Annotated in this window: 19 protein-coding genes; 6 read left to right on the top strand and 13 right to left on the bottom strand. The window is 71.1% G+C overall.

The window, feature by feature from the left end; translation table 11 throughout:
- Positions 1–7: 7 nt before the first annotated feature.
- The 5 genes from ACLF3M_RS27160 to aceA all read right to left on the bottom strand — a co-directional run bounded on the left by ACLF3M_RS27160 (position 8) and on the right by aceA (position 4262).
- Positions 8–1213 carry an FAD-dependent oxidoreductase gene (locus tag ACLF3M_RS27160; protein WP_430660135.1) on the bottom strand — a complete coding sequence of 402 codons (1206 nt, stop codon included), beginning with the start codon at positions 1211–1213 and terminating at the stop codon, positions 8–10.
- Between the two features lie 5 nt (positions 1214–1218).
- Positions 1219–1962 carry a maleate cis-trans isomerase family protein gene (locus ACLF3M_RS27155; protein ID WP_430660134.1) on the bottom strand — a complete coding sequence of 248 codons (744 nt, stop codon included), beginning with the start codon at positions 1960–1962 and terminating at the stop codon, positions 1219–1221.
- Between the two features lie 56 nt (positions 1963–2018).
- Positions 2019–2405: a hypothetical protein gene (locus ACLF3M_RS27150; RefSeq protein WP_430660133.1), complete on the bottom strand. Its 387-nt coding sequence runs from the start codon at positions 2403–2405 to the stop codon at positions 2019–2021.
- A gap of 344 nt (positions 2406–2749) precedes the next feature.
- Positions 2750–2968, bottom strand: coding sequence for a hypothetical protein (locus tag ACLF3M_RS27145; RefSeq protein ID WP_430660132.1), 219 nt, complete (start codon positions 2966–2968; stop codon positions 2750–2752).
- 25 nt (positions 2969–2993) lie between these two features.
- On the bottom strand, positions 2994–4262 hold the full coding sequence (gene aceA / locus ACLF3M_RS27140; RefSeq protein WP_430660180.1) for an isocitrate lyase: 1269 nt from the start codon (positions 4260–4262) through the stop codon (positions 2994–2996).
- A gap of 224 nt (positions 4263–4486) precedes the next feature.
- Here aceA and ACLF3M_RS27135 point away from each other — a divergent pair, with 224 nt between their 5' ends.
- The 5 genes from ACLF3M_RS27135 to ACLF3M_RS27115 are packed head-to-tail and all read left to right on the top strand — an operon-like array spanning position 4487 to position 8810.
- On the top strand, positions 4487–5887 hold the full coding sequence (locus ACLF3M_RS27135; RefSeq protein WP_430660131.1) for a helix-turn-helix domain-containing protein: 1401 nt from the start codon (positions 4487–4489) through the stop codon (positions 5885–5887).
- An 11-nt stretch (positions 5888–5898) separates the two neighbouring features.
- Entirely contained in the window at positions 5899–6303 is a 405-nt protein-coding gene (locus ACLF3M_RS27130) for a VOC family protein (protein ID WP_430660130.1), read from the top strand.
- Between the two features lie 53 nt (positions 6304–6356).
- Positions 6357–7481 carry a flagellar motor protein MotB gene (locus ACLF3M_RS27125; RefSeq protein WP_430660129.1) on the top strand — a complete coding sequence of 375 codons (1125 nt, stop codon included), beginning with the start codon at positions 6357–6359 and terminating at the stop codon, positions 7479–7481.
- A complete protein-coding gene (gene motA, locus ACLF3M_RS27120) occupies positions 7478–8344 on the top strand; it encodes a flagellar motor stator protein MotA (RefSeq protein ID WP_430660128.1) in 867 nt (288 codons plus the stop codon). Before ACLF3M_RS27125 ends, motA begins: the two co-directional genes overlap by 4 nt.
- A 31-nt stretch (positions 8345–8375) precedes the next feature.
- The gene (locus ACLF3M_RS27115; RefSeq protein WP_430660127.1) at positions 8376–8810 is read left to right on the top strand and encodes a PaaI family thioesterase; all 435 of its coding nucleotides are present in this window, start codon (positions 8376–8378) and stop codon (positions 8808–8810) included.
- On the opposite strand, the gene ACLF3M_RS27110 is transcribed toward ACLF3M_RS27115, so the two are convergent.
- Positions 8807–9343 carry a hypothetical protein gene (locus tag ACLF3M_RS27110; RefSeq protein ID WP_430660126.1) on the bottom strand — a complete coding sequence of 179 codons (537 nt, stop codon included), beginning with the start codon at positions 9341–9343 and terminating at the stop codon, positions 8807–8809. The genes ACLF3M_RS27115 and ACLF3M_RS27110 overlap by 4 nt on opposite strands.
- A 36-nt stretch (positions 9344–9379) precedes the next feature.
- On the bottom strand, positions 9380–10162 hold the full coding sequence (locus ACLF3M_RS27105) for an enoyl-CoA hydratase/isomerase family protein (RefSeq protein WP_430660125.1): 783 nt from the start codon (positions 10160–10162) through the stop codon (positions 9380–9382).
- 84 nt (positions 10163–10246) lie between these two features.
- Between ACLF3M_RS27105 and ACLF3M_RS27100 the strand changes: the two genes are divergently transcribed.
- Positions 10247–10762, top strand: a complete 516-nt coding sequence (locus ACLF3M_RS27100) for a pyridoxamine 5'-phosphate oxidase family protein (RefSeq protein WP_430660124.1) — start codon at positions 10247–10249, stop codon at positions 10760–10762.
- Positions 10763–10917: 155 nt separating this feature from the next.
- On the opposite strand, the gene ACLF3M_RS27095 is transcribed toward ACLF3M_RS27100, so the two are convergent.
- The 6 genes from ACLF3M_RS27095 to ACLF3M_RS27070 form a co-directional block, all read right to left on the bottom strand.
- Positions 10918–11676: a potassium channel family protein gene (locus ACLF3M_RS27095; RefSeq protein WP_430660123.1), complete on the bottom strand. Its 759-nt coding sequence runs from the start codon at positions 11674–11676 to the stop codon at positions 10918–10920.
- A 17-nt stretch (positions 11677–11693) separates the two neighbouring features.
- Positions 11694–12572, bottom strand: coding sequence for a 3-hydroxybutyryl-CoA dehydrogenase (locus ACLF3M_RS27090; protein WP_430660122.1), 879 nt, complete (start codon positions 12570–12572; stop codon positions 11694–11696).
- A gap of 188 nt (positions 12573–12760) precedes the next feature.
- On the bottom strand, positions 12761–13684 hold the full coding sequence (locus ACLF3M_RS27085; protein WP_430660121.1) for an electron transfer flavoprotein subunit alpha/FixB family protein: 924 nt from the start codon (positions 13682–13684) through the stop codon (positions 12761–12763).
- A gap of 2 nt (positions 13685–13686) precedes the next feature.
- Complete coding sequence (locus tag ACLF3M_RS27080; protein WP_430660120.1) at positions 13687–14436, bottom strand: electron transfer flavoprotein subunit beta/FixA family protein; 750 nt, start codon at positions 14434–14436, stop codon at positions 13687–13689.
- Positions 14437–14541: 105 nt separating this feature from the next.
- Positions 14542–14739, bottom strand: a complete 198-nt coding sequence (locus ACLF3M_RS27075; protein ID WP_430660119.1) for a twin transmembrane helix small protein — start codon at positions 14737–14739, stop codon at positions 14542–14544.
- A 39-nt stretch (positions 14740–14778) separates the two neighbouring features.
- Positions 14779–15978, bottom strand: a complete 1200-nt coding sequence (locus ACLF3M_RS27070) for an MFS transporter (protein ID WP_430660118.1) — start codon at positions 15976–15978, stop codon at positions 14779–14781.
- Positions 15979–16061 lie beyond the last annotated feature (83 nt).

Genomic DNA, 16061 nt, shown 5'->3' with positions numbered 1-16061 from the left:
ATCCGGCCTACATCACCGCCGCCGCCGCGCGCACCCCTTCGATCATGCTCGTCCGCAGCAGGTGCGCGCGGGCCTTCGCGGGGTCGGCGGCCGTCGCGCGCAGTTCCGCGAGGCGCGCAGCGCGCGCGGCCGGGTCCTTCTCCTCCAGCGTCTTCTTGTTCGCGATCGTCATGGCCTGCAGGAAGGCCTCCGCGACGTGGCGGCGCTGGCGGTCGTAGCGGTCGAGCAGGTCGTCCGCGCCGCCATCCAGCACCGCGGCGATGCGCTCGGCGGCGAGGATCGCGTCGTGGATGCCGAAGTTCATCCCCATCCCGCCGAGCGGGTTGTTCACATGCGCGGCGTCGCCGGCCAGCAGCACGCGCCCGCGCCGGAAGCTTGTCGCGACGCGCTGGTGCACGGCGTAGAGGTTGGTGTGCACGATGGGGAAGTCGCCGTGCTGCGGGATCAGCGCGCGCACGCGGCCGCGCGCCGCGGCGCGGTCCAGCAGCGCGGCTTCCTCCGCTTCCGGGTCGGTCGGGAAGACGATGCGCCAGAGCGGGCCGAGGCCGTCCGGCGCAGGCTTGCCCGGCACCTTGAACATCGCGCACCAGGTCACGGGATCCGAGACATAGGACGAGAGGGCGTAGCCCTTGGCGCCCATGTCCTCGGTCGTCGTGACGACCAGGAAGCGCTCGGGCCAGGTGAAGCCTTCGAAGCCGATCTCCTGCGACTTGCGGACGACGCTGCGGCCGCCATCGGCGCCGACGAGGAAGGCCGCGCGATGCGTGTCGCCCGCGGCTGTGGCCACTGTCACGCCGTCCGCGTCCTGCGCGATGCCGATGACCTCGACCCCCCAGCGGATCTCGGCGGCAGGGTGCCGCGCGAGATGCGTCAGCAGGATGCGGCAGAGCTTGTGCTGCTCGCATTGCAGCCGGAAGGGGAAGGGCGTGACGTCGGAGAGGAGCGAGAGGTCGAACTCCGCCACCACGCCCTCCGCCCGGCCGCGGAACTGCCAGACCGGCGCACGGATGCCCTGGGCCAGCAGGTCGTCGGTGACCCCGCTCCCGGCATACATCTCCAGCGTCGGCGGATGGATGGTGGCGGCGCGCGGATCCTCGAAGGGTTCGGTGTGGCGTTCCAGCACGCGCACGGGGATGCCGGCGCGCGCCAGGAACAGCGCGACGGTCAGGCCCGCGGGACCCGCGCCGGCGATCAGGACCTTCGGGTCGGCCAAGGCGCTCAGTGCTCTTCCAGGATGCGGCCCTGGCCGGTCACGCGGTCCTCGATCCCCGTCGCGCGCATCGCATGCCAGGCCAGCACGGGATTGATCGCGAGCACCGGCTTGCCAAGCCAGCGCTCCGCCTCCGCCGCGACCGCCGCACCGGCCAGGTTGGTGCCGACCTGCACCAGCGCCTCGACATCCCCGCCGTCGAGCTCGCGCAGCGAGTCGCGGATCGTCGCGGGCTGCACATGCGCGATCTCGCGCGGCGACGGGCATTTCAGCCCCTTGAGCCGCACCACGTCGAAGCCGGATTCGACGAACCAGGCGCGCACCATGTCGTCGCCGCGCGGCTGGTGCGGCGTGAGGACGGCGATGCGCGTGCAGCCAAAGGCGCGCAGCGCCGCGGCAACGGCGGTTGAGCCCATTGTCACGCCGACGCCCGCCCTCTGCGACAGCTCGGCCTCGAGCTTCCGGGACGCCTCGACGCCGCCCCAGAAGGCTTCCAGCGCGACGCCCATGACCAGGTGGTCGGGGGCGGCGGTCATCACCTGATCGATCGCCGCGGCCAGACCGTCGCGCATCGCCTGGACGTGCTCCAGGAAGGCCTGCTCCGAGGTCAGCGGCCGTTCCTTGATGGAGACGCGCGCGATGTGGAAGGTGACGCCGCGCGGGCGCACCGCATCCGCCTCGGGCTGCACGATGGTGTTGGTCGACGGCACCACGAAGCCTATCCGCTTCCGCCAGCCCAGCGCGTCCGCCATCCCGCTTTCCCCTGATCCGCGTGATGGCGGGACGCTAGCACCCGCGCAACGCGCGGTCAGCGGGTGGGGGTGCGATCTGCCTCCGGCGCCGGTACCGACGTCGTGCCGGGCGCGAGCTGGCGCGTGATCGCATTGAGGTCCCGCATCTGCTGCGTGTCCTGCTGCGGCGACGGCGCGGCGCCCGAGCTGCGAAGCTGCTCCTCGGTCTGCGCGCGCCTGGTATCGGGCTGGCCGGTCTGACCGGGCGAGGTGCCGGGCTGGCCGGGCTGCGGACCCGCCGAGCCGCCGCCCAGAGCGCCGGGCTGCCCCGCCGTCGCGCCGCTGCCGAGAGTGGACATGTCGGGCCGGTTCAGCCCGGCGCCGTCCGTCGAGCCGGGCGGCGGGCTGGCCGTGCTGCTGCTCCGCCCGGTCGTTCCGCTGCCCAGGCCCGTCGTGCCGGTCATGCTGCCGGAGGTGGCGCCGCTCGGGCTGGACGAAGCGCCGCCCGCGCTGCCGCCGGCCGACCCTCCGCTGCTGCCGCCGCCACCGCCGCCACTCTGCGCGAGGGCGGGCGATGCGGCGAGCAGAGCGGCACTGCAGGCGAATGCGAGTAGACGAGTGGAGTTGCTCATCATGGGCGTCCTTCCTTGGCTGCGACTGCAACGCCGCAGTCGCGTGAAGGATCGCCTTTCGAGCAGGCGGCGCCGGTTTCGGAAGGAACCGGCGCCGCCGCTTTCACGTCCATGCCGTGTGTGAGGCGGGCCGATTCAGACCTTCGGGGCTGAAGCCCCTCCGGGCATCGGATCGCCTAGGCGCGGGCGCGGTCCTCGGAACTGGCCCAGCCATGACCATGCACCAGGCCGTCGTCATGGTCCTCGTCCTGCCTCGCCGCCGTGGCGCGGGCGACGAGATTATCCGGGAGCCGGTCGTCATTCGCCGGCCGCAGCAGCATGCCGACCGAGGGCGGCGGCTCCGTGGCCCAGCCGTGGGAATGCACTAGGCCGTCGTCGTGCTGATCGTGGTCCATGGTCGTCTCCTGTCCGTTCGGGTTGTCAGTGCGCGTGCGCGGGCTGCTTGCCGTCGTGAAACTGTGCCGCCTCGGTGGAGGTCGCGAGCGCGGTGGTGCTGGCCTGCCCGCCGCTCGCCGCGGTGGCGACCGCGTCGAAGTAGCCGACGCCGACCTCGCGCTGGTGACGGACGGCGGTGAAGCCCTCGGCCTCCGCCGCGAACTCGGCCTGCTGCAGCTCGGAATAGGCGCCCATGCCGCGCTCGGCGTAGCCGCGCGCCAGCTTGAACATGGAGAGGTTCAGGCTGTGGAAGCCGGCCAGCGTGACGAACTGGAACTTGTAGCCCATCGCACCGATCTCGCGCTGGAACTTCGCCGCGGCCTCGACGCCCATCTTCCGTTGCCAGTTGAAGCTGGGCGAGCAGTTGTAGGCCAGCATCTTGCCCGGGAACTCGCGCTGGATGGCTTCCGCGAACTCGCGCGCGTCGTTCAGGTCGGGATCCGACGTCTCCCACCACAGCAGGTCGGCATAGGGCGCATAGGCCAGGCTGCGCGCGATGGCGTAGGCCTTCCCGGCGCCGGGCCTGATGCGGAAGAAGCCCTCCGGCGTGCGCTCGCCCGTCAGGAAGGGGCGGTCGCGCTCGTCAACGTCGGCGGTCAGCAGCTGCGCGGATTCCGCGTCCGTCCGGCAGAGCAGCACCGTGGGCACGCCCTCCACGTCGGCCGCGAGGCGCGCGGCGTTCAGCGTGCGGATGTGCTGCTGGATCGGCACCAGCACCTTGCCGCCGAGATGGCCGCACTTCTTCTCGGACGACAGCTGATCCTCGAAATGCACGCCGGCCGCACCCGCCTCGATCATGTGGCGCATCAGCTCGTAGGCGTTGAGCGCGCCGCCGAAGCCGGCCTCGGCGTCGGCGATGATTGGCGCCATCCAGTAGGTCTGGTCGCCCTTCCCCTCCTGCACGGCGATCTGGTCGCAGCGGCGCAGCGCGTTGTTGATGCGGCGCACGACGTTGGGGACGCTGTCCACGGGATAGAGCGACTGGTCGGGATACATCTCGGCGCCGGTGTTCGCGTCCGCCGCGACCTGCCAGCCCGATAGGTAGATCGCCCTCAGCCCGGCCTTGACCTGCTGCACCGCCTGCATGCCGGTCAGCGCGCCGAGCGTGTTCACGAAGGGCTCGTTCTTCAGCAGCTGCCACAGCCGCCGCGCGCCCATGTCGGCCAGCGTGTGCTGGACGCGGAACGACCCGGCGAGGCGCGCGACATCGGCCGGCGTGTAGTCCCGGCGGATGCCGTCGAAGCGGCCCGGCATGGGCGCGCCGCCGCCGAAGCCGGAGCCGTCGGGGGCGTAGGTGGGGGAGGTGTTTGGACGGGTCATCGTGTGAACTGGGCTCCTGATCGCCGCTCTTCGTCGTCCACGGCGTCAGTCAATAATTCACATTGCGCTGCCGAAGTTCAGCGGAGAAACTGCTCCGAACCCCGCAAGGCTGTGACGATCTTCACAGACACACGGCGTGGATCTGTAAAGGAACACACATGGCGCGCCCCCTGATCGGCCGCACCGTCAGGCGTCTCCGCATGGAGCGCGGGCTGACCCAGCAGGCACTCGCCGCCCGCCTCGGCATCTCCGCGAGCTATCTGAACCTGATCGAGCACGACCAGCGCAGCGTCACCGCGAGCATCCTGATGAAGCTCGGCGAGCATCTCTCGGTTGATCTCGCCGCGCTCTCCGGCAACCGCGAACGCCAGGCCGAGGCCGGCCTGCGCGAGGCGCTGTCCGACCCGCTGCTCGGCCTCGACGAGGTGCCGGAGAACGAGGTCGCGACGCTTGCGGCCTCCGCGCCGAACGCCGCGCGCGCGATGCTGGCGCTCTATCGCGCCTGGCGCGTGGCGAAGGAGGATTCGTCGGGCATCGCCCTGCCGACGGGGCGGCGCATCCTGCTGCCGACAGAGGAATCGCGCGACTTCTTCCACGAGCACGCCAACCACTTCCCCGCGCTGGAGAGCGTCGCCGAACGCATTGGCGCCGAGCTCCGCGCCGCGCCGGCGGAGATGAACCATGCCGTCGCGGAACGCCTCCGCCGCACGCATGGCGTGACGGTCGCCGTCGGCACGCTGCCGAATTCCCTGCGGCGCTACGATCCGCAGCTGAAGCGCCTCGACCTGTCAGAGTCCCTGCCGCGCGAATCCCGCGGCTTCCAGATGGCGTTCCAGTTGATGCTGCTGGAAGCGCGCGAGGCCGTGGACGCCGTCGTCGCGCCGGCCGAGCCCTCCACGCCCGAGGCCGCAGCGATCATCCGGCTCGGCCTGCTGAACTACGCCGCCGCCGCGCTGCTGATGCCCTACACGCCGTTCCTGAATGCCGCGCGCGACCTACGGCACGAGGTGGAGGCGCTCGCCTCGCGCTTCGGCGTCAGCTTCGAGCAGGCGGCGCACCGGCTTTCGACATTGCAGCGCGACGGCGCGCGCGGCCTGCCCTTCTTCTTCCTGCGCGTCGATCCCGCGGGCAATGTGGACAAGCGCTTCAGCGCCGCCGGTTTCCCCTTCGCGCGCTTCGGCGGGTCCTGTCCGAAATGGATCGTGCACCGCGCCTTCGCCCATCCTGGCGAGACACAGGTGCAGGTCGCGCAGCTGCCGGACGGCGCGACCTTCCTGACCTTCGCCCGCGCCATCGCCTCCCCCACCACGCGCTGGGGGGAGCCCGCGCCGATGCACGTCGTCGCCATGGGCTGCGACATCGCGCGCTCCGACGAGCTGGCCTATGCCGACGCGCTCGACATCCCACGCGCGGCGGTCGGGATCGGGCTGTCCTGCCGGCTCTGCGACCGGCCGGATTGCCGGTCCCGGGCCTTCCCGCCGCTCGAGCACCGGCTCAAGCTCGACCCGAACGAGGACAGCGCCGCGCCGTGGCGCTTCGAGCCCGCCAAGAAGCGATAGAGGAGGAAGCGATGCCGGCACCCTGGACGAAGCTCGCACTGGATCATGTGGTGCTGCGCGTGCGCGACCTCGACAGCATGCTGGCCTTCTACACGGACGTGCTGGGCTGCGAGGTCGCGCACCGCAACGACCCGCTGCACCTGGTCCACTTGACCGCCGGCGATGCGCTGATCGACCTCGTCTGGATCGGCGGCAAGCTCGGCCGCGGCGGCGCGCCGGCGGACCAGGCGAGACCCAACCTCGATCACCTCTGCCTGCGCGTCTCGCCCTGGGACGAGGCGGCGATCGCGGCGCACCTGGCTTCGCACGGCATCACGGTCGATCCCGCGCGAGCGCGCTACGGCGCTGGCGGCCAGGCGCCCTCGGTCTACCTGACCGATCCCGAGGGCAACGGGGTGGAGCTCCGCGCGGCGTAATCACGTCTTAACCGCTGCGGCCCCATGACCCCGTGGCAGGAGCCACGAGGGCCATGGCGCGAGGCAAAGGCGCGACGATCGTCATCCGAAAAGTCGAAGAAGGCGGGCACGGCCACCATGGTGGCGCGTGGAAGGTCGCCTATGCCGACTTCGTCACGGCGATGATGGCTTTCTTCCTGCTGATGTGGCTGCTCAACGCGACGACGGAGGAGCAGCGGCAGGGCATCGCCGATTACTTCTCGCCGACCAACGTGCTCGGCCGCAACCAGAGCGGAAACGGCGAGCCCTTCGGCGGCCGCACGCCCAATAATTCCGAGCCGATGACGCAGGACGCCGGCGCCATCACCGTCCAGCGCGGCCCGATGCCCGTGCTGCCCGATGTCGAGACCGAGGACGAAAGCCAGACCCCGGCCCGCCCCGTCGTCTTCCGCGACGGCCCGGAAGGCGAGGAGGAGGACCGCGATCCCCGCCGCGTTCGCACCGCTCGCGCCGATGCCCCGGCCGGCGACCAGGACCCACGCCAGGTCCGCACGCCCCGTCCCGATGCGCCCGTTGGTGATGCCGATCCCCGCGCGGCGCCCGATGTCCGCCAGCTCTCCGACGCCGAGCTTCGCGCCGAGCATTCCCGCCGCGAGCGCGAGGCCTTCGAACGCGCGGCCGAGGACATCCGCCGCGCCATCGCGCAAGATCCAGCACTCGCCGATCTCGGGCGCCAGCTGCTGATCGAGCAGGCGCCGGAGGGGCTGCGCATCCAGCTGCTCGACGCCGACCGCCAGCCCATGTTCGCGCTCGGCGGCGCGGCGCCGAACGACCGCGCGCGGGCGCTGATCGCCCGCGTCGCGCAGGTTGCCGCGCGGCTGCCCAACCCGGTCGCCATCACCGGCCACACCGACGCCACGCCCTTCCGCGGAGGCGCCGAGCGGTCGAACTGGGACCTGTCGGCCGAGCGCGCCAACGCCACGCGCCGCCTGCTGACCGAGGCCGGCGTGCCGGAAGCGCGCATCCGCAGCGTGTCCGGCATGGCGGAACGCGATCCGCTGCTCGCCGATCAACCCGGCGCCGCGGCCAACCGCCGAGTCGCCATCACCCTGATCCGCGAGGCGCCTGACACTCCCGAGCCGCGCGGCCGAGACACGGCGGCGGTGCGGCCCGCAGCACCGGTGCGAGCCAGCCCATGACCGCGATCGCGGGCTTCGTCTTCCTGCTGGTGATGGTGTTCGGCGGCTACCTCATTGCCGGCGGCAAGTTCGCCATCATCTTCTCGACCATCGCCTTCGAATTCATGATGATCGGCGGAGCGGCGGTTGGTGCCTTCGTGATGTCGAACTCCATGCACGACGTGAAGCACACGCTCGGCGGCATGGCGAAGATCATGAAGGGGTCGAAGTACCACAAGCACGACTACGTCGACATCCTGTCGCTGCTCTACTACTTCGTGCGCCTCGCCCAGCAGAAAGGCGCGATGGCGCTGGAGGCGCATATCGAGCGGCCGCAGGAATCCGCGGCCTTCCAGAAGTTCCCGAAGATTGCGGGAGACAAGCATGTCGTCGCGCTGATCTGCGATTACCTCCGCATGGTCGGCATGAACGCCGACGACCCGCACCAGATCGAGGACGTGATGGCGCGGGAGCTGAAGAAGCTGAAGGAGGAGGAGCTGCACCCCTCCCACGCGCTGCAGAACATGGCCGACGCGCTGCCCGCGCTTGGCATCGTCGCGGCCGTGCTCGGCGTCATCAAGACCATGGGCTCGATCGACCAGCCGCCGCCGGTGCTGGGCAGGATGATCGGCGGCGCGCTCGTCGGCACCTTCCTCGGCGTGCTGCTGGCCTATGGGCTGATGGGGCCGCTGGCCACGCGGCTGAAGGGCATCGTCGAGGAGGACGCGAAGTATTTCGAGGTCATCCGAGCGGTGCTGGTCGCCCACCTGCACGGCAACGCGCCCCAGGTCGCGGTCGAGACCGGCCGCAAGATGGCGCCGACCCATTCCATGCCGAGCTTCCAGGAGCTCGAGGAATCGCTGCAGAACCTGCAGATAGCTTGACGCTGCGCCGCTTCGGCGGCACGGCGGGCCCATGAGCCTCGACACCCACCCTGCCGCCTTCCACGACCTGCTCGGCCTCGAGCTCCTCGAATGGCGCGACGGCTTCGCCCGCGTCGCCTGCGACACCGGGCCGCGCCACGCCAACCGGTCGGGCATCGTGCATGGCGGCGTGATGCTGTCGCTGATCGACCAGGCCGCGGCCTATGCCGGCCTCTGGTGCAGCGTGCCGGGCAACATCAGGCGCGCGGTGACGCTGGATCTCGACTGCCGCTTCACAGGCCAGGTGAACGACGGTCGCCTGGTGGCGGAGGGCAAGGTCGCGACGCGCGGCCGCAACATCTTCTTCTGCCGCACGGAGGTCTTCGACGCGACGGGCAGGCTGGTCGCCTTCGGCGCCTCCACCCATCGCTGGCGCGCGGGCAGCGAGACGACGGAGGGCCAGCCCCCCGGGACCGCGGAAGCCTAGTCCGCCGCCTCCATCCAAAGCGCGCGGCACAGCGCGACGACGGGCGGTGCCATCGAGCCGGGCAGGCCGGCTTCCGCCCAGCCATCGGGCAGCGCGGGCAGCGAGACCGTCGCCGCGCGCGCCCAGAGCCGGCGGCCCAGGCTGCGCACGGCCTCGGCGTCCTGCAGCTTGCGGCCGAGCATCGCCATCTCGATCACCTCGGCCTCCTGGCCCATGGCGCGGCGCACCGTCTCGATCAGCGGGTTGAGCGCGGCACGGGGGATGCCGGCGGGGTCCTTCAGCCAGTCGTCCGTCTGCACCAGCGCGGCTTCCAGCGGCAGCACCAGCAGGCGGCCGAAGCGCAACGGGCGGTCCGGGTGCAGGGCGCGGATGCGGTCGCGGAGCCCGGCCAGCAACCGGTCGGCCTCTCCGCGGGTCACGAGGCTGTCCAGCACGCCGACAACGCGGCGAAGCTGCTCGTCGGAGGCCTGGGACAGCGCGACGCGGAGCTCGGACGCGAGTGCACCGGGGACGGGTGAGGCGGAAATGCTCATGAGGCCGACCATGACCGGCCTCTCGTGAAAAGGGCGTTAGCGGCCGCGCCAGACGGGCTTGCGCTTCTCCCTGAAGGCCTTCACGGCCTCGTGAAAATCCTCGGTCTCCACGAAGCGGCTGTTCGCAGTGAGGTCTTCTTGCGTCAGCGGCAGCGGACCGCGCAGGCGCTGCAGCGCGGCCTTGTGGAAGCGGTTGGACAGCGGCGCGCCCTGCGCGATCCGCCGCGCCGTCTCCAGGGCTTCCGCGCCCACCTCCTCATCCCGCACCAGGCGGGTCAGCAGGCCCTTGCGGTAGGCCTCCTCGCCGGTGAAGACGCGGCCCTCGACCAGCAATTCCATCGCGACCCAGTAGCCCACGCTCTGCAGCAGCGGGTCGAGTTCGCCGTAGTGGTAGAAGTACGACAGGTTGCGCGCCGGGATGCCCATGCGCGTGCCGGGGCTGCCGATGCGGAAGTCGGACATGGTCGCGATCCCGCAGCCCCCGCCCATGGTCCAGCCGCGGCAGGACGCGACGACGGGATGCGGGCAGAGCCGGATGGACTGGAAGGCGCGGGACAATTCGCGGCCATAGACCGCCTCGCGCTCCGGCGTGCCGCGCTCCTGCGGGAAGGCCGCGATGTCGGCGCCGGCGGACAGCGCCTCGTCGCCTGCGCCCCGGATCACGACGCAGCGCAGGCTGTCGTCGGCGCCGAGCGCCTCCATCGCCTCGCGCAGGCCGATCCACATCGGCAGGTCCAGCGCGTTGCGCTTGGCCGGGCGGTCGATGGTGACGATCGCGATGTCGCCCTCGCGCTCGCTGCGGATCAGGGGGTGCGGCATGCCGGAAGGCTAATGCAGCACCGCGGCGGGGGGAACCGCGCGCACCGCAACCCGTTCCGCCCCCCGGCAGAAGGAGACACCGGGATGGTCGAGACGCGGACGGATGCCGAAGCGCGCAACAAGGTCTGGGACATGATCCGCGACGTCGAGGTCGCGATGATGGTCACGCTGGACGAGGAGGGGCGGATGCGGGGACGGCCGATGCGCGCCGTCGCGACGAAGGACTTCTCCGGCACGCTCTGGTTCTTCACGAGCCAGCACAGCCCGAAGGCCGAGGAAATCCAGCACGACGAGCGCGTGCTGCTCGCCTACTCCGATCCGAAGACGCAGAACTACGTCGCGGTGTCCGGCAGCGCGCAGGTCGTGCGCGATCCCGCGAAGCAGAAGGAACTGTGGTCGGAGCCGTTGCGCACCTGGTTCCCGGGCGGGCCGGACGATCCGAAGGCCGCGCTGCTGAAGGTCGAGGTCGAGGGCGCGGAATACTGGGACGCGCCGTCCAGCACCTTCCTGCACGCCTATGGCTATGTCAAGGCGCGCCTGACCGGGGAGCCGCCGAAGGGCGGCGAGAACGACAAGGTGGCGTTCAGGAAGCCGGCGTAGCGGCACAAAGGCCCCCTCTCCACCTGCAGGGGGGAGACGCGTGGGGTAAGGGCGGCGTCGGTCTGCAGGAATGCGTCCACGATCTCCGCCGTCCCCCTCACCCAACCCTCTCCCCCATGAGAGGGAGAGGGCTTGAGGGTGCTCATCTTCCCTGACTAGTCGTCATCATCCGGGATGTTCAGCAGCGCGCCGCAGGCCTTGCAGTGCACGGCGTCGGGCTCGTGCCGGCCGAGCCCGCATGACGTGCAGCGGAAGCGCACCTTGGACGGCCGGAACAGCGCCTGCGCCAGCCGCAGAAACAGCGTCACGCCGGCCAGCATGATGACCACCGAGATCAGGCGTCCGGTCGTGCCGGGAAGGGTGATGTCGCCGAAGCCCGTCGTGGTCAGCGCGGTGACGGTGAAGTAGAGCGCATCCGCCCAGTTCGCGATATGCGGATTGGTCCGGTGCTGGGTCGCATACACGATGCCCGTCATCACGACGATGAAGACCGCGAGGTCCGCGGCGGCGACGAAGGCGTCCTGGTTGCGCCGGAAGACCGGCAGGTCGTGACGGAGATGCGCGACCAGCCGCGCGGACCGCAGCAGCCGAAGGGTGCGCAGGCTGCGCAGGAACCCCCAGCCCGCGAAGAACGGCGCAAGCAGGAAGGAGATCACGGCGAGCAGGTCGGCGATCCCCGCGGGATGCAGCAATTCCCGCCTGGCGGAGGGCGAATGGCGCAGCCGCTGAACCAGTTCCGCCACCAGCACCAGGCCGAGGGCGATGTCGATCGCGAAGACCCAGCGGCTTGGCGGCAGGAAGGATTCCGCGATCACCCAGCCCAGCGCGGCGAGGTCGAGCGCAAGCAGCCCGTAGGCCGCGCGCGCCCCTCGCCGGCCGCCGACGCCGAAGAAGCCACCGAGCGACGTGTCCATCGCCCGCGCCCCGGTCTTCAGCGCGTCGGCCTGGGCGGCGTCACGGCGTAGTCGTAGAAGCCCTTGCCGGCCTTACGGCCGAGCCAGCCGGCCTCGACGTATTTCCGCAGCAGAGGGCTCGGCCGGTATTTCGAATCGCCGAGGCCGGCCTGCATGACCTCCATCACCGCGAGGCAGACGTCGAGACCGACGAAGTCCGCGAGCTCCAGCGGCCCCATCGGGTGGTTGCAGCCGAGCTTCATGCCGGCGTCGATGGACACGACGTCGCCCACGCCTTCTTGCAGCGCGAAGACCGCCTCGTTGATCATCGGCACCAGGATGCGGTTGACGATGAAAGCGGGGTAGTCCGCGGCATGGGCGACGGTCTTGCCCATGCGCTCGGCCAGGGCGGTGACCGCGTCCACGGTCGCATCCTCGGTCGCGAGACCCCGGATCACCTCGACCAACTTCATCATCGGCACGGGATTGAAAAAGTGCATGCCGACGAAGCGGCCGGGCCGGTCGGTCGCGGCGGCCAGCCGCGTGATCGGGATGGAGGAGGTGTTAGTCGCGATCAGGGCGTCTGGGCGCAGATGCGGCGTCAGCGTCGCGAAGATCTTCTGCTTGATCTCCTCGCGCTCGGTCGCGGCCTCGATGACGAGGTCGCAATCCCCGAACACGGCGTAGTCGGTGGCTGTGGCGATGCGGGCGAGCGCCGCGTCCTTGTCGGCGGCGGCCAGCGTGCCCTTCTGGACCTGGCGGTCCATGTTCTTCGTGATGGTCGCCACCGCCTTGGCCAGCGCGGCCTCGGCGACGTCGAGCATGACGACGGCGAGGCCCGACTGCGCCGCGACATGGGCGATGCCGTTGCCCATCTGGCCGGCGCCGATCACGCCGAGTTTCTGGATGCTGGGCATGGGTGCCTTCCCCTCAGCGTACAAGGGCGCGCGGACCCCCACCCGCCTCGCTCCGCTCGGCACCCTCCCCCGCAAGCGGGAGAGGGAAGATGGCGCCACCGCTCCCTCTCCGGCTTGCGGGGGGTCCGACGCACTGCGTCGGACGCCTCAGCAAAGCGGAGGCTGGGCGGGGTGGGGGTCGGCGCCCCTTACTTCTTGTCGAGCTCGGTCTCGAGCTCCGGGATCACCTTGAAGACGTCGCCGACCAGGCCGTAATCCGCGACCTGGAAGATCGGCGCTTCCTCGTCCTTGTTGACTGCGACGATGACCTTGCTGTCCTTCATCCCGGCGAGGTGCTGGATCGCGCCGGAGATGCCGAAGGCGATGTAGAGCTCGGGCGCAACGATCTTGCCGGTCTGCCCGACCTGCATGTCGTTCGGCGCATAGCCCGCATCCACCGCCGCGCGGCTCGCGCCGATCGCGGCGCCCAGCCGGTCCGCCACGCCTTCCAGGATCTTGAAGTTGTCCGACGAGCCCATCGCGCGGCCGCCGGAGACCACGATCCGCGCCGCCGTCAGCTCCGGCCGCTCGAGCTTCGCGATCTCCGCGCCCACGAAGGACGACACGCCCGGGTCGGCCGCGGCCGGCGCCGGTTCGATCGCCGCGTTGCCGCCCTCGGCCGGCACGGGGTCGAAGGACGCGGCGCGTACCGTCATCACCTTCTTCGGGTCCGAGGTCTTCACCGTGGCCAGTGCGTTGCCGGCATAGATGAAGCGGCGGAAGGTGTCCTCGCCCTCCACCCCCGCGACATCGCTGATGACCTGCACGTCGAGCAGCGCGGCGACGCGCGGCATGATGTTCTTGCCCATCGCCGAGCCCGGCGCGAGCAGGTGCGAATAGCCCGGCGCGAGCGCGACCAGCAGCGCCGCCGCGGGCTCCGCCAGGCCGTGGTCGTTGCCGGACGCCGTCAGCACCTTCGCGACCCCGGGCAGCTTCGCCGCGGCCTCGGCCGCCTCGGTGCCGATCACCAGGACATGCACCTCGCCGCCGATTTTCTGGGCGGCCGCCACGGCGCTCCGCGTCGGCTGCGACACCGCCGACCCGCTGCGGTCGGCCAGGACAAGGACGGCCATCGTCAGATCACCTTCGCTTCGTTGCGGAGCTTGTCGACGAGTTCCGCGACGCTCCCCACCTTCACGCCGGCCTGGCGCTTCGGCGGCTCCTCCACCTTCAGCACGGTCAGCCGCGGCGTGACGTCCACGCCGAGATCGGCGGGCTTGATCGTCTCGATAGGCTTCTTGCGCGCCTTCATGATGTTCGGCAGCGACGCATAGCGCGGCTCGTTCAGGCGGAGATCCGCCGTTACGATCGCCGGCAGCTTGAGGGCGACGGTCTCAAGGCCGCCATCCACCTCGCGCGTCACCTTGGCACCGCCATCGGCCAGCTCGACCTTCGACGCGAAGGTGCCCTGCGCCCAGCCCAGCAGCGCCGCCAGCATCTGGCCGGTGGCGTTCATGTCGTCGTCGATCGCCTGCTTGCCCATCAGGACGAGCCCGGGGCTTTCCTTCGCGACGATCGCCTTCAGGATCTTCGCGACGGCCAGCGGCTCCACCGTGCCGTCATGCTCGACCAGGATGCCGCGGTCGGCGCCCATGGCGAGGGCCGTGCGGATCTGCTCCTGCGCGGCGGAGGGGCCGACGGAGACCGCGACGATCTCCGTCGCCACGCCCTTCTCCTTCAGGCGCACGGCTTCCTCGACGGCGATCTCGTCGAAGGGGTTCATCGACATCTTGACGTTGGCGGTCTCGACGCCGGTGCCGTCCGCCTTCACGCGGACCTTCACGTTGTAGTCGACCACCCGCTTCACGGGCACGAGGAGCTTCATCGGGAGGACCCTTTGGGGATCGGGCGGCCCCGGGGCGGCCGCGAAACGGGGCGGACCATAGTGGCGGGCCTCGGGGGGGGCAAGGCGCCCGGGGTGCCGCGCCGATCACCCCCGGGACAGCGCCAGCAGCAACATGAACAGCATCACGGTGGTGAATTGCAGCCCGACGCGCCAGCGCATTAGCCGGTTGGACCGCTCGCCCGCCCCCGGCTCGCTTTTCGCCAGGCCGAGCATCCCCGCGAACATCACGCCGACCGTCGCCACCAGCGACATGATGACCAGGACCTTGAGCACCGTGAGCATGTCGGCAACATGGCAGGCCCGGCGCGAAGGGCAAGACGATCAGCGGCGCGGCGACGCCCAGATCGCCCAGGCCCCGACCAGCGCGGCGGCCAGGCAGAGCAGGAACCCGGCGGCATAGCCCCCGGTCAACGCCACCAGCCCCGTGAAGGCCGGGGGTGCCACCAGCATCGTCAGCCCGAAGGCGAAGGACACCGCGGACGTCGCGCCGCCGACCTGGCCGGGCGGGGCCAGGCGCGCCGCCTCGGCCAGCATCACACCGTTCCAGCCCACCGCCGTCGCGCCCGTGACCACGGCGGCCAGCAGGATCACGGCCTGCGGCCAGGACGGCCCGGCAGCGGCCAGCAGCAGCGCCCCCACCGCCGCGCCCAGCCCGCAGCCCAGCAGGGGCAGCCGCGCGCCGATCCGGTCCGCCGCCAGCGCCCAGGCGATGCGCCCGAAGACGCCGGCCACCTGGGCCAGCGCCAGCGCCAGCCCGGCCTCGGCGAGCAGCACGCCTAGCATCGTGACCTGGAAGGCGACGAAGAAGGTCAGGAAGCAGAACTGCGCGATGCCGTAGCCGCAGGACATGACCGCCAGGCGCCGCAGCCTCGCGTCGAGGCGCAACAGGCCGATCGAGGCCGCGGCCTCCTTCCCGATGGCGCCGAAGCCGGTGCCGCCCGCCTGAGGGTCCCGCCCGGCATCCAGACCCGCCCGGATGGGCTCCAGAGCCATGGCGACGAGAAAGGCGATGGCCGCGATCGCCAGCACGCCCGCCCGCCAGCCCCCCAGGAGGGCGACGGCCGGCGCCAGGGCGGCCACGACCATGGCGCCTCCGGGCACCCCCGCCTGCTTGAAGCTGAACACCAGCGCCCGGCGCCGGGCCGGGGTATGGGCGGCCAGCAGGTGGCTGCCGCCCGGGGTCACGGGACCGTGACCGATGCCCGCCAGGATCGCCGACAGCGCGAGCGCCCAGGCCTCGCCGACCATGGCCAGCGCGATGGCGCAGCCCATCAGCACCAGGCCCGCCTGCAGCACCCGCACGGCGCCATGCCGGCGGACCAGCGGCGCCGTCAGCGGCCCCGTCGTCAGCGTCCCGGCATAGACGAGCGCGGTGTGGAAGCCCGCGAGGCTCGCTGGCAGCCCGGTCTCCGCCGCGATGGCCGGCGCCAGCACCGGCACCGTCAGGAAGGCCCCCATCCCCGCGAGATGCACGGCCAGCAGCGCCAGCATCAGGACAGGCAGGGAGGCGACGGCGGGCACGGCGTCATCCTGTGCCCGCCCGTGCTGCACCGCAACAGCGCCCGCGCGCAAGGGTTGACCCGGAGGGCGCAGCCCTGTTTGAC

The sequence above is a fragment of the Falsiroseomonas sp. HW251 genome, assembly GCF_050563545.1.
Taxonomy (GTDB): Bacteria; Pseudomonadota; Alphaproteobacteria; order Acetobacterales; family Acetobacteraceae; genus Falsiroseomonas.
The sequence above is the reverse complement of the archived record's forward strand: the minus strand, read 5'-3'. Positions and strand labels throughout refer to the sequence as shown.

Excerpts from the sequence above, each read along its gene's own strand:
- ACLF3M_RS27090 (WP_430660122.1), bottom strand. The coding sequence starts at position 12,572 with ATGCCCAGCATCCAGAAACTCGGCGTGATCGGCGCCGGCCAGATGGGC.
- ACLF3M_RS27125 (WP_430660129.1), top strand. The coding sequence starts at position 6,357 with ATGGCGCGAGGCAAAGGCGCGACGATCGTCATCCGAAAAGTCGAAGAA.
- ACLF3M_RS27135 (WP_430660131.1), top strand. The coding sequence starts at position 4,487 with ATGGCGCGCCCCCTGATCGGCCGCACCGTCAGGCGTCTCCGCATGGAG.
- ACLF3M_RS27075 (WP_430660119.1), bottom strand. The coding sequence starts at position 14,739 with ATGCTCACGGTGCTCAAGGTCCTGGTCATCATGTCGCTGGTGGCGACG.
- ACLF3M_RS27110 (WP_430660126.1), bottom strand. The coding sequence starts at position 9,343 with ATGAGCATTTCCGCCTCACCCGTCCCCGGTGCACTCGCGTCCGAGCTC.
- ACLF3M_RS27155 (WP_430660134.1), bottom strand. The coding sequence starts at position 1,962 with ATGGCGGACGCGCTGGGCTGGCGGAAGCGGATAGGCTTCGTGGTGCCG.
- ACLF3M_RS27105 (WP_430660125.1), bottom strand. The coding sequence starts at position 10,162 with ATGCCGCACCCCCTGATCCGCAGCGAGCGCGAGGGCGACATCGCGATC.
- ACLF3M_RS27085 (WP_430660121.1), bottom strand. The coding sequence starts at position 13,684 with ATGGCCGTCCTTGTCCTGGCCGACCGCAGCGGGTCGGCGGTGTCGCAG.
- motA (WP_430660128.1), top strand. The coding sequence starts at position 7,478 with ATGACCGCGATCGCGGGCTTCGTCTTCCTGCTGGTGATGGTGTTCGGC.
- aceA (WP_430660180.1), bottom strand. The coding sequence starts at position 4,262 with ATGCCGGGCCGCTTCGACGGCATCCGCCGGGACTACACGCCGGCCGAT.
- ACLF3M_RS27115 (WP_430660127.1), top strand. The coding sequence starts at position 8,376 with ATGAGCCTCGACACCCACCCTGCCGCCTTCCACGACCTGCTCGGCCTC.
- ACLF3M_RS27095 (WP_430660123.1), bottom strand. The coding sequence starts at position 11,676 with ATGGACACGTCGCTCGGTGGCTTCTTCGGCGTCGGCGGCCGGCGAGGG.
- ACLF3M_RS27130 (WP_430660130.1), top strand. The coding sequence starts at position 5,899 with ATGCCGGCACCCTGGACGAAGCTCGCACTGGATCATGTGGTGCTGCGC.
- ACLF3M_RS27080 (WP_430660120.1), bottom strand. The coding sequence starts at position 14,436 with ATGAAGCTCCTCGTGCCCGTGAAGCGGGTGGTCGACTACAACGTGAAG.
- ACLF3M_RS27145 (WP_430660132.1), bottom strand. The coding sequence starts at position 2,968 with ATGGACCACGATCAGCACGACGACGGCCTAGTGCATTCCCACGGCTGG.
- ACLF3M_RS27100 (WP_430660124.1), top strand. The coding sequence starts at position 10,247 with ATGGTCGAGACGCGGACGGATGCCGAAGCGCGCAACAAGGTCTGGGAC.
- ACLF3M_RS27150 (WP_430660133.1), bottom strand. The coding sequence starts at position 2,405 with ATGACCGGCACGACGGGCCTGGGCAGCGGAACGACCGGGCGGAGCAGC.